The sequence below is a fragment of the uncultured Tateyamaria sp. genome (assembly GCF_947504105.1).
GTDB lineage: Bacteria > Pseudomonadota > Alphaproteobacteria > Rhodobacterales > Rhodobacteraceae > Tateyamaria.
Genome location: NZ_CANNGP010000001.1, coordinates 85,621 through 95,588, shown reverse-complemented (window position 1 = coordinate 95,588; position 9,968 = coordinate 85,621). Strand labels below are relative to the sequence as shown.

Below are 9,968 nucleotides of genomic sequence, written 5' to 3'. Positions count from 1 at the left end.
AGGCAACTCGAAGATGGAGATGCCGATATGACCACGTTGCGCCAAATCAAGGATATCGCCTCCCGCGCCGAAGCCACGTTGCTTCAGGATGCTGCGGGCGCTGCTGCCCTGACTGTGATGCTGGTTGTGGGGCTGCACCTGCCGTCTTTGATCTGAGTTTCTGCCTGCGATCTTGCTTGATCCCATACCGCGCCCGTCCCAGGTGCTGTCCCGCGTTTCACCGGCTCTGCCTGCCGCCTGAACGCGCCCCGTTTCCCGCGGGGTTTGGATCTGTCCCACGCAAGAGACGCTTTCCTCGCGCCGCCATCCGCCCGGATGTGCGGCGCTTTTTTTTGCGAGTGCGGTGCAAACGCTCCCGTTCAGTCCAGGCGCCATGCCATGTCTCAGGGCATTCACCCGTTCGAGTGCGCAAAATCGTGGTGATGTCGGGGGATAGATGCTTTTGAAATATGGGCGGTCCAGGCTCCTTGGAACCTCAACTGGTTTAGCAGAGACACAGAGTTGCTACCGAACTCGTCGAGCTGTGCCCAGAGCCGATGTCAGGCACAATCTGACTGTAATGCCTGTTCCATAGCCTCGGCCGTGGCTTCGATACTCAACAGGATTGACGCATGTCGATTCTTGTAGTCGCGCGCAGGTTCCAACACTTCGAACCCGTCAAACGGGGCGGGCGGGACTGGGCCGCCTGATTTCAACATTGCGCGCAAGGCATCGCGCGCAGCGAGCACTTCGTCCAGTGTGCAGCCTATGACTGCCCCGCCTGTGACGGCAGCCGCAGCCTGTCCCAAGGCGCATGCTTTGACGTCCTGACCAAAGGCAGTGATACGTCCGTCTTCCACCGCTACATCGATGGTCACGGTGGAGCCGCAAAGGGGCGATCGTTTCTTGACCGTAGCCTGAGGATCGGCCAGCCGTACATGGTGTGGGATATCAGCAGCCAGCCCAAGAATGCGGCTGGAATAAAGCTTGATCAGGTCGGTATCGGCGGGCATGGCCCCTCCGCTCTGGTGTCGTGTGTCGTTTCCCCCTACATAAGCGGCTCGGACACAGATGCAAAAGGTTTTGCCATGTCGGATTTCGATCCCAACAGCCTGAAATACAACGACCAGGGACTGGTCCCTGCCATTGCGCAGGATGCCAACAGTCACGAGGTGCTGATGATGGCGTGGATGAATGCCGAAGCTGTGGCGCACACCTTGGAGACGGGCCGTGTCACCTATTGGTCGCGCTCGCGTCAGGCCTTCTGGGTGAAGGGCGAAACCTCTGGCAACGTGCAAGTGCTGGTGTCGCTACGCGTGGATTGTGATCGCGATTGTCTGTTGATGCAGGTTAATCAGTCAGGACCCGCTTGCCATACAGGGCGGCGCACCTGTTTTTACACGGATGTGACCGATGGGGCCGAGATCGAGTTGATGGCACCGATGGGTTAGCGTCCGCTCACTGGACAGGATGAAGGCCAACCATCTGCCTGATGTCGTTCGGAGTGGCGCCCTCGGCTCGGTATTTCGAGATGGCGCGCGCGTCGTCGCGCTTTGCGAGCCGTTTGCCTGCGTCGTCTCGGATCAAGCGGTGGTGGTGGTATATGGGGGTGGGGAGGTCCAGCAGACGTTGGAGCAAGACATGGATGGCGGTCGCGTCAAAAAGATCCTGGCCACGTACCACATGTGTAATGCCCTGAGCCGCGTCATCCAGAACCACACTGAGATGATAGGATGTCCCCATGTCCTTGCGCGCCAAGACTACGTCCCCGATCCCGTGTTGCATATCATGCAAGTAGACGTCGATCTGCCCTGTTTGGCAGTCTGGACCAGAGCCGGTTTCCATGAATGACACAGCAAGTCTGTCATGGGGTTTGTCTGGCGTGATCCGGTGATCGAACTCTTTTCTGGCGAACTGTGTCTGCCCCAAATCAAGACGTAGGGCGGTGTTGTCTGGCCTCGGCGTCGTGTGACGGGGCAGAGGTGTACGATTGCGGCAGGTCCCGGGGTAAACAACACCATCCGGACCGACCAGCAGGGCGCCTTCTTGTGGGGCCGACACCGCTGCCAGAATGTCCTTGCGGTTGCATGTGCAGGGATAAATCAGACCGCGATCCCAGAGTTCATCAAGTGCCCGGCCATAAGCGGGCAAGTTGTCTGATTGGCGCAGTATTGTCCCATCCCAGCCGATACCCAGCCAGCGCAGATCGTCATATATCTGGGCCTCCCATTCAGGGCGCGCGCGCGATTGATCGATGTCCTCAATCCGCAGCAGGAAAACACCATTCTCAGCCCGCGCCATGTCGTGCGCGATCATCGCGGAATACGCATGCCCAAGGTGCAAAGGTCCCGTCGGGGATGGTGCAAACCGGTTTGTAAAGGTCACGCTTTTTCAAGCACGTATACGGTTGAGTTCAAGTCGATGCCAGGCAAGTGATCGCCGTGTTCCTTGAACAGTAAGCGCGCCGCGCCGCAGTCGGTCCACGCGGCGATACCGCCTTCGTTTGCGGGATCTTCCAGCGCGTGGTCATTGAAAGAGAACACCAGTTTGCCGCCCTTGGGCAGCGCGCGCATCAGCGTGTGAAGAACATCGATCGGTGCGGCCCCGGCGCCGATGACCCCGATCGCTGCCATGGCTGCATAGCCATTTCGTGGCAACCCACTATCTGCTTCAATCTGGTCAAGATGCCGGTAAACACCCTTGGCCCGCGCACCCTCAAGCATCTCGGCAGAGAGGTCTACGCCATCAATGGCTTGAAACCCGGCAAGCTTCAGCGCAAGGCCGGAAAGCCCCGTACCACAGCCAAAGTCGAGGATCGGGGCAGAGACATCGGATACATACTTCTTCAACGCATCTGCGCAGCGGCCCGGCGTGGCATAGCCGTTCTCGGCCACCTCGGCCTCGTAGCTGGCGGCCCAATTATCATAGAGCGCCCGGGTCGAGGTCGCGTCGCGCGCCTGGTAGGCCCTGTCCAGAAATTTCGTCATGCCAGTAGGATAACTGGTCACTGCCGCGTCCGTCCAGTGTCTAGGCTGCGACGGCCTGTGGGGCGAGCCAGGCTTGCCAATCGGCCTTGGCCCGATCCGTGTAGGCCTTGTAGCGGTCCTTGCGTCCACGCCGACCGCCCCGCAGCCCTTCGACCGGAGGAAACAGGCCGAAGTTGACGTTCATCGGCTGGAACGTCTTGGCCTCCGCGCCACCTGTGATGTGTGTGATCAACGCGCCCATGGCTGTGGTGGGCGGTGGCATGTCTAGCGATCCACCAAGGAGTTCGGTAGCCGCTGCGCGGCCCGCCAGTAGACCCATGGCCGCGGATTCGACATATCCCTCGACCCCGGTAATCTGTCCGGCAAAGCGGACGTTGGGGCGCGATTTCAAACGCATATCGGCCGTCAGCAATGTGGGTGAGTTCAGGAACGTATTACGGTGAATCCCGCCGAGACGTGCGAAACGCGCGTCCTCAAGGCCTGGAATGCTTTTGAAAACATCGGCCTGCGCGCCATACCTCATCTTGGTCTGGAAGCCGACGATATTATAGAGCGTGCCAAGCTTGTTGTCGCGCCGCAGTTGTACGACGGCGTGCGCCTTGACGTCAGGTTGGTGTGGATTGGTCAGGCCCACGGGCTTCATCGGGCCATGCCGCAGTGTTTCGCGGCCGCGCTCGGCCATCACTTCAATGGGCAGACAGCCATCAAAGTAGCCAGCTGTTTCGCCCTCGTGGAACTCTGTCTTGTCGGCGGCCAGCAGGGCATCGATGAAATTGTCGTACTGGTCCTTGGTCATGGGGCAGTTGAGATAGGCGGTTCGCTCTTCCTCGGTCTCGCCCTTGTCATAGCGCGATTGCATCCACGCCTTGTCCATGTTGATCGAGTCGAAATAGACGATGGGGGCAATGGCGTCGAAAAAGGCCAGTGCTTCTGCGCCGGTCTCATCTGCAATTGCTTGACCCAATGCCGTCGATGTTAGCGGGCCCGTGGCGATGATCCAGTGGCCGTCATCGGGCAGGGCGGCGATCTCTCCGTATTCGACCGAAATGTTCGGGTGCGCCATCAGAGTATCAGTCACTGTTTGCGCAAAGGGATCGCGATCCACCGCCAGCGCCCCACCTGCCGGCAAACGATGTTTGTCCGCAGTTTGCATGATTAACCCGTTGGCTTGGCGCATTTCCCAATGCAGAAGGCCAACAGCGTTTTGTTCGCTGTCATCCGACCGGAACGAGTTTGAGCAGACCATTTCGCCAAGCAGCCCCGTCTGATGCGCAAATGTTGCCACATTTGGCCGCATTTCGTGGATCACCACCTGAACGCCCATACTTGCCGCCTGCCAGGCCGCTTCTGACCCGGCCATGCCGCCGCCAACGATGTGAAGGATCTGTGTCATGGCGGGGATGTAGGGCATGCGGGACGAGCACGCAATCCATGTGCTGGTGGCCGCGGAGTTTGACAAAGATCAATGCGAGCGTATCTGGCCGTATTTAAGCAGGAGGTACAACAACACAGGACAGAAAAATGACACTTCTCAGACTAGGTTTTGTGGTTTCGGCGCTCCTTGCGCTGCAAGCATGTGAGGAGCCTGATCGCTATCCGATCAGCGGCGAGCCATGTGGCCCCGAGGATCCTGTAATCGTGGCACCACCCGGTAATTGCGGACCGGTCACTTAAGGAAAGGCGCCTATCGGTGGCTCGGGAAGTATCTTGGATTTTTCAGGAAGGCTTTTGGGGTCGCCGCTGCGGGGATGGTCGGTCAGAGAGAGGCTGACCTGGAGGGACCTTCCGCACTCGGCGACCCAAAATCGTCATCGGTTTGTTAACCGTGTCCAATTTGTGCCTCATTTCCGCCCAAATTGCCAGTCGTAACTTGGAAATAGTCGGTGCACGATTTGGAAACAACCAAAAGTCGTATCGGATTTTATCCGCTTTTGCAGGGTTATTGCGACCAGTCCGGTGGACGCTTTTCAATAAACGCGTCAATGCCTTCGATAGTATCCGGGTTCATCATGTTGGTCACCATCACTTCGCCTGTATACGCATAGGCTTGGCCTATCGGCATCTGCAGTTGTTCATAGAACGCCTGCTTGCCGACTTTGACCGCGCTGCCAAGCTTGTCGGCGATCCGGGTGGCAAGGCGGTGCGCTGTATCTGGCAGTTCTTCTATCGGCACGGCATGGTTAACAAGACCCAGCTCGACGGCGCGCGCGGCTTCGATGAACTCGCCCGTGGTTAACATCTCGAACGCCTGTTTGCGTGGAATGTTTCGGCTCAGCGCCACCATGGGAGTTGAGCAGAAGAGACCGATATTCACGCCATTGACACCAAACCGTGTCCCATGTGCAGCAACAGCCAGGTCACATGTTGCCACCAGTTGGCACCCGGCCGCAGTCGCGATGCCGTGAACTTGCGCAATGACTGGCTGGGGTAGGGACTGGACGCGCGCCATCATCGCAGCGCAGCGATCGAACAAATCCTTGAAATAGGCTGTGCCGCCATCGACCGCCTGACGCCCGGCTGTCATCTGTTTCAGGTCATGTCCCGCACAAAATGCTTTGCCTGCGCCTGACAGCACCACGGCCCGCACAGAGCTATCGTTGGCCACGTCGTCGAGGGCACCATGCACTTCGGCAATCATCTCGTCGGACAGTGCGTTCAACCTGTCGGGCGCGTTCATGCGCAAATGTACCACGGCGCCCGTGACCTCACGTTCCAGAATTGCCATCTTGCCCTCCAGCGTCTTTGCGTCTCACCCTAGGGCAGGGATAAGGGAAGGAAAAGCATGACAGTTGTGATGACCGCGTCTGAGATGAACGCGTTCCTGCAAAAGGTGTTTTTGGAAGTTGCGGGCGAATTCCATGTCGAAGAGGTGACGGAAGAGGGGGTCGTATTGCGCCTCTTGGTACAAGAGCGGCATTTGCGGCCGGGTGGCACAATCTCTGGACCAGCGATGTTCGGGTTGGCGGATGTGACCGCCTACATGGTGACGCTGGCGCGTATCGGGCCGCGGGCACTTGCCGTGACAACCAACTGCTCCATTGATTTCATGCGTAAACCCAAGGCGGGCGTTGACCTGATCGCCCGTGGGCGCCTGTTGAAGCTTGGCAAGCAGTTATCTGTAACGGATGCGCTTCTGTTTTCAGAGGGGGATGATAAGCCCGTTGCGCGGGCGAGCTTGACCTATGCTATTCCGCCTCAAGGCGTTGACTTGCAAGCTTAAAAAACGGCCGGGACAAGCCCGGCCGTAAGGAAGAGGTCTGGCAGGTGCCACGGGGATGTCACGCCCGCCAGAACACGCGCCAGGACTCGTAGTCAGCCTCGGCGGGTGTCAGTCCCACGTCGCGCAGCAAGTGTGGATCCAACTGGCGCAAAGCCAGGCGGCTACGACGACGCTCTGCCCATTTCGACAGCATCACAGCAATGCGCAGCGCGACAACCGAGGTCGCCGGAATGCGGTTTTGCGCAGTCAGGTAAGCCAGGTGCGAGGCGGGCGTTTGCGTGTGATGTGTCATGGGAATCTCCTAAATTGTATTGACACAATGTGGCGGTATTGCCATGGTTTAATGATACAATGCGAAAGCAAGTAACGCTACGGAAACATTGTAATGGGTACAATTTGGTCACCGGAACTGCTGGATGGGCAGGGACCGAAATACAAGGCGGTGATGCACGTCATCCGTCAACGCATTTCCGATCATGATTTGACGCCGGGGGACAAGCTGCCGCCTGTCCGGGATTTGGCGTGGAGCCTAGGGATTACCCCCGGCACGGTGGCGCGCGCCTACACGCTTTTGACTGATGACGGGACCCTGACGGCAGAGGTCGGGCGAGGCACCTTCGTGGCGCAACCCGATGAAAAGGGGCCGCTTTATGCCGACGTCCCGCTAGAGGTAGATAGCGCGACGCACAATGCCGAAGCTCAGACCTGGAACGTCAACCTGTTCTCTCCCCATCTTCCAAGTGTCGGACAGGCGACCCTGATCCGCAGGCTTCTGGCCAATGTGGCCCAAGACCCTCCGTCCGGCGTCATGCATTACCCGACGCGGGCAGGCGGCGCGCAGGCGCGCACGGCCTCGGCGGCGTGGCTGGCAGGGGCGCCAATTGGATCTTTTGGACCGGATGACATCGTTTTGGCGAATGGCGGGCAGAATGCGATTCTCTTGATCCTTCAGGCTCTTCTCAAGGGGCGACGCCCGGCAATCCTGGTCGAAGATCTGGCCTATCCGGGCTTTCGACGGGCCGCCGAGTTGCTGCGTGCGGACGCAGTGCCCGTCGCAATGGACGCGCATGGTGTCATTCCGGAGGCACTAGAAACTGCAGCCAAGGGACATGATGCACAAGTCTTTTGCACCTCGCCCGAAGTGCACAATCCCACATGCGGTTTCACCCCGCAGGCCCGGCGCGAGGAGCTTGCCGACGTCGCTCGGCGCCATGATCTGCAGATCCTTGAAGATGATTGTTACAGGCTGGGGCAGGCGCAGGCGCCAGGCTACCGCATGATTGTACCGGAGCGGACTTGGTACATTTCGTCGATCTCGAAATCCATCACACCTGCCTTGCGCCTTGGCATTGCCGTGGCGCCAAAGGGGCGCGCCAATGTCCTGCGGCGCACGGCAGAGTATTCCTTTTTCGGTCTGGCAACGCCAATGACGGACCTGTTCGCGTTGTTGCTTGTGCATCCCGAACTGCCCGACCTCATGGCGAGCGCACGTAAGGGCATCGGTACGTATGTGCAGCGGGCAGTCAATGTTCTGGGCGGATATGACATCGTGTGGCGCAAGGACGTGCCATTCCTGTGGCTGCGGTTGCCCGAGGGCTGGCGCGCTGGTGCATTTGTGCAGGCGGCGTCCCAGCAGGGCGTCGGTATACGCGCAGCCGAAGACTACGCCTGCCGTGACGCCCGCACGCCGCACGCTGTGCGCATCGCCATCAACGCCGGAGTCAGCCTGCAATCCTTCGAAGCCGCAATCGAGCGGTTGCGCGACCTGCTCGACAACCCACCAGATCAGATCGGGGTCTAAAGCAGTCCGCCAGCACCCCACCCGAGGCCAAAAACAATGGTCAGCGCCGACAAAGCTGCTGCATAGCCCGCAAGCTTTGACCACGAAAACGGACGTTCACCATAGGTGCGTCCCTGCATTCCGCAAACAACGACCTTCATGGCTTTGCCCTTGTATTGGTAATGCAAGATCCAGACAGGCAATAGAATGCGCCTGTATCGGACGCCGCTCGTGTCGGTGATGTAACGTACGTCGTGTACGCCTGACTTTCCGACATGTCCCTTGATCCGGTTGCGGATCAGCAGGTCCTTGTCATCGGCGTTCTCCGCCAGCCCCTCGGCCACGGATTGGTGGTGACGCTCCGCTCCGAATCCGGCCAGATAACCGGGGCGGTAGGGACGCAGGCGACGTGGTTCAAAATCGTGCAGGATGCCGTCGCGGATCAGTGGCGTGACATGGGGCGAGGCGGGGACCAGCAGATCATCAAAGGTGATGCGCAGCGCGCCGGAGGTTTTCCGCACAACTGTCCGCTTGTTTCGGCGCACCTTGTACTTGGCCCAATAGTTCACTGCTTCGTTGCTGTCGAAGGTCCAGAACGGGACGTAAAGCCCGGCCACGCGTGCTTTGGCCACAACAGTCTTCAGGTCGGATGGCGCGGCCCACCGCCTTGCAACCCAGCCCACTGCGGCGGCTTGAGCATCGCATTCGGGGACGCGAAACGGGATCAGCGCCTTGGTCTGGTATCCTGTGTCACTTGTCGCCAGGATCACCGGTCCGTCGCAATATGCGCACCTCTCGGACAAGGTCTGGCCTACAAATACAACGTCTCCGCCGCAGGTCTGGCAATGGTGGGCGCGCGTCTCGGCTACGACGGGCACGTCGTCCTCTGACGCGTCGGGATCGAAATCGAACTCTTGCGCGGCGCGATCATCATTGTCGGTCTCCAGCCCGAACCGAGTCGCGCAGCTGGTGCAGACCAATGCTTGTTGCGCAGGGTCATATACACACTGCCCGGCGCAATTGGCGCATTGCAGTTCGGACTGCGCGGCGCTGAGGTCGTGCATCAGTCGGACTCCATGATGGCCATGGCAATCTCAAGCAAAATACGCAGGCGCAGCCATCCGCGATCGATTGCCCCCCCGAGATCGCCATTCAAAGCCCAATCCCCAATGATGGTGGCGACGAACCAAGTGGTCATCAGCCAGAATGCAACCATCGACCAACCTCGGATCGATCGCAGCCAGCCAGCTGACCCATGCTTCAGTTCATGCTTGGCTTCATAGACGGTGATCAGTTTGCGCATGGCGGGCGTACCGATAGCGGTGGCACAGACCAACAGAGCCAAAGCCGCAAGGGCAGGTGCGGCCAGTTCCATCAACACAATATCGAATATCCAAGTTGCAGCATGGGGTATTTTGATACCTTATTTTCAAGTACATGATTCTGCTCGATTAAAACCGTCCTACTGCCGTTGACGCAGATTTGCCCTGCTGTATAACCACGCAATCCGAAATTCCACCCTTCAAGGGATTCACTCATATGAAAACCTATACCGCAACACCTGCGGACATCGACAAGAAATGGATCCTGATCGACGCCGAGGGCGTTGTTCTGGGCCGCCTTGCTTCGATCGTCGCCATGCGTCTGCGTGGCAAGCACAAGCCGTCGTTCACACCCCACATGGACTGTGGCGACAACGTGATCATCATCAACGCGGACAAGATCCAGTTGACTGGCAACAAGCGCCAGGAACATCACTACTGGCACACCGGCCACCCCGGCGGGATCAAGTCGCGCACCAAGGAACAGATCCTTGAAGGTGCGCATCCCGAACGCGTGGTGACCCTGGCCGTCAAGCGGATGCTGCCCGGCAACCGTCTGAGCCGCCAGATTATGACCAACCTGCGTGTCTATGCCGGTGCCGAGCACCCGCATGAGGCACAAAGCCCCGAAGTTCTGGACGTGAAGTCCATGAACAAGAAAAACACCCGGAGCGCTTGAA

13 protein-coding genes are annotated in these 9,968 nt (G+C 59.0%); 5 read left to right on the top strand and 8 right to left on the bottom strand.

What is annotated here, in order from left to right; translation table 11 throughout:
- The first annotated feature begins 27 nt into the window (after nucleotides 1–27).
- A complete protein-coding gene (locus Q1A75_RS00465; protein WP_299552842.1) occupies nucleotides 28–156 on the top strand; it encodes a hypothetical protein in 129 nt (42 codons plus the stop codon).
- A 383-nt stretch (nucleotides 157–539) separates the two neighbouring features.
- On the opposite strand, the gene Q1A75_RS00460 is transcribed toward Q1A75_RS00465, so the two are convergent.
- Nucleotides 540–992: an iron-sulfur cluster assembly scaffold protein gene (locus Q1A75_RS00460; RefSeq protein WP_299552845.1), complete on the bottom strand. Its 453-nt coding sequence runs from the start codon at nucleotides 990–992 to the stop codon at nucleotides 540–542.
- Between the two features lie 75 nt (nucleotides 993–1,067).
- On the opposite strand from Q1A75_RS00460, the gene hisI reads away from it, so the two are divergent.
- Nucleotides 1,068–1,430, top strand: a complete 363-nt coding sequence (gene hisI, locus Q1A75_RS00455) for a phosphoribosyl-AMP cyclohydrolase (RefSeq protein WP_299552848.1) — start codon at nucleotides 1,068–1,070, stop codon at nucleotides 1,428–1,430.
- A 7-nt stretch (nucleotides 1,431–1,437) separates the two neighbouring features.
- Here hisI and gluQRS read toward each other — a convergent pair whose 3' ends face one another.
- The 4 genes from gluQRS to Q1A75_RS00435 form a co-directional block, all read right to left on the bottom strand.
- On the bottom strand, nucleotides 1,438–2,364 hold the full coding sequence (gene gluQRS, locus Q1A75_RS00450) for a tRNA glutamyl-Q(34) synthetase GluQRS (protein WP_299552851.1): 927 nt from the start codon (nucleotides 2,362–2,364) through the stop codon (nucleotides 1,438–1,440).
- Entirely contained in the window at nucleotides 2,361–2,966 is a 606-nt protein-coding gene (locus tag Q1A75_RS00445; RefSeq protein WP_299591793.1) for a methyltransferase domain-containing protein, read from the bottom strand. Before Q1A75_RS00445 ends, gluQRS begins: the two co-directional genes overlap by 4 nt.
- Nucleotides 2,967–3,006: 40 nt before the next feature.
- The gene (gene trmFO, locus Q1A75_RS00440) at nucleotides 3,007–4,359 is read right to left on the bottom strand and encodes a methylenetetrahydrofolate--tRNA-(uracil(54)-C(5))-methyltransferase (FADH(2)-oxidizing) TrmFO (protein ID WP_299546492.1); all 1,353 of its coding nucleotides are present in this window, start codon (nucleotides 4,357–4,359) and stop codon (nucleotides 3,007–3,009) included.
- 546 nt (nucleotides 4,360–4,905) lie between these two features.
- The gene (locus Q1A75_RS00435) at nucleotides 4,906–5,691 is read right to left on the bottom strand and encodes an enoyl-CoA hydratase (RefSeq protein WP_299546490.1); all 786 of its coding nucleotides are present in this window, start codon (nucleotides 5,689–5,691) and stop codon (nucleotides 4,906–4,908) included.
- Between the two features lie 57 nt (nucleotides 5,692–5,748).
- Here Q1A75_RS00435 and Q1A75_RS00430 point away from each other — a divergent pair, with 57 nt between their 5' ends.
- Complete coding sequence (locus Q1A75_RS00430) at nucleotides 5,749–6,186, top strand: PaaI family thioesterase (RefSeq protein ID WP_299546488.1); 438 nt, start codon at nucleotides 5,749–5,751, stop codon at nucleotides 6,184–6,186.
- 58 nt (nucleotides 6,187–6,244) lie between these two features.
- Here the strand turns inward: Q1A75_RS00430 and Q1A75_RS00425 are convergent, their stop codons facing one another.
- The gene (locus tag Q1A75_RS00425; protein ID WP_299546486.1) at nucleotides 6,245–6,478 is read right to left on the bottom strand and encodes a DUF1127 domain-containing protein; all 234 of its coding nucleotides are present in this window, start codon (nucleotides 6,476–6,478) and stop codon (nucleotides 6,245–6,247) included.
- Nucleotides 6,479–6,571: 93 nt separating this feature from the next.
- On the opposite strand from Q1A75_RS00425, the gene Q1A75_RS00420 reads away from it, so the two are divergent.
- Entirely contained in the window at nucleotides 6,572–7,987 is a 1,416-nt protein-coding gene (locus tag Q1A75_RS00420) for a PLP-dependent aminotransferase family protein (RefSeq protein ID WP_299546484.1), read from the top strand.
- On the opposite strand, the gene Q1A75_RS00415 is transcribed toward Q1A75_RS00420, so the two are convergent.
- Entirely contained in the window at nucleotides 7,984–9,030 is a 1,047-nt protein-coding gene (locus tag Q1A75_RS00415) for a hypothetical protein (RefSeq protein ID WP_299546483.1), read from the bottom strand. The genes Q1A75_RS00420 and Q1A75_RS00415 overlap by 4 nt on opposite strands.
- The gene (locus Q1A75_RS00410; protein WP_299546482.1) at nucleotides 9,030–9,341 is read right to left on the bottom strand and encodes a hypothetical protein; all 312 of its coding nucleotides are present in this window, start codon (nucleotides 9,339–9,341) and stop codon (nucleotides 9,030–9,032) included. Before Q1A75_RS00410 ends, Q1A75_RS00415 begins: the two co-directional genes overlap by 1 nt.
- Nucleotides 9,342–9,505: 164 nt before the next feature.
- On the opposite strand from Q1A75_RS00410, the gene rplM reads away from it, so the two are divergent.
- Nucleotides 9,506–9,967 (top strand): 50S ribosomal protein L13, encoded by a 462-nt coding sequence (gene rplM, locus Q1A75_RS00405; protein WP_189370545.1) that lies wholly within the window; start codon nucleotides 9,506–9,508, stop codon nucleotides 9,965–9,967.
- The last annotated feature ends 1 nt before the right edge of the window (nucleotide 9,968 follow it).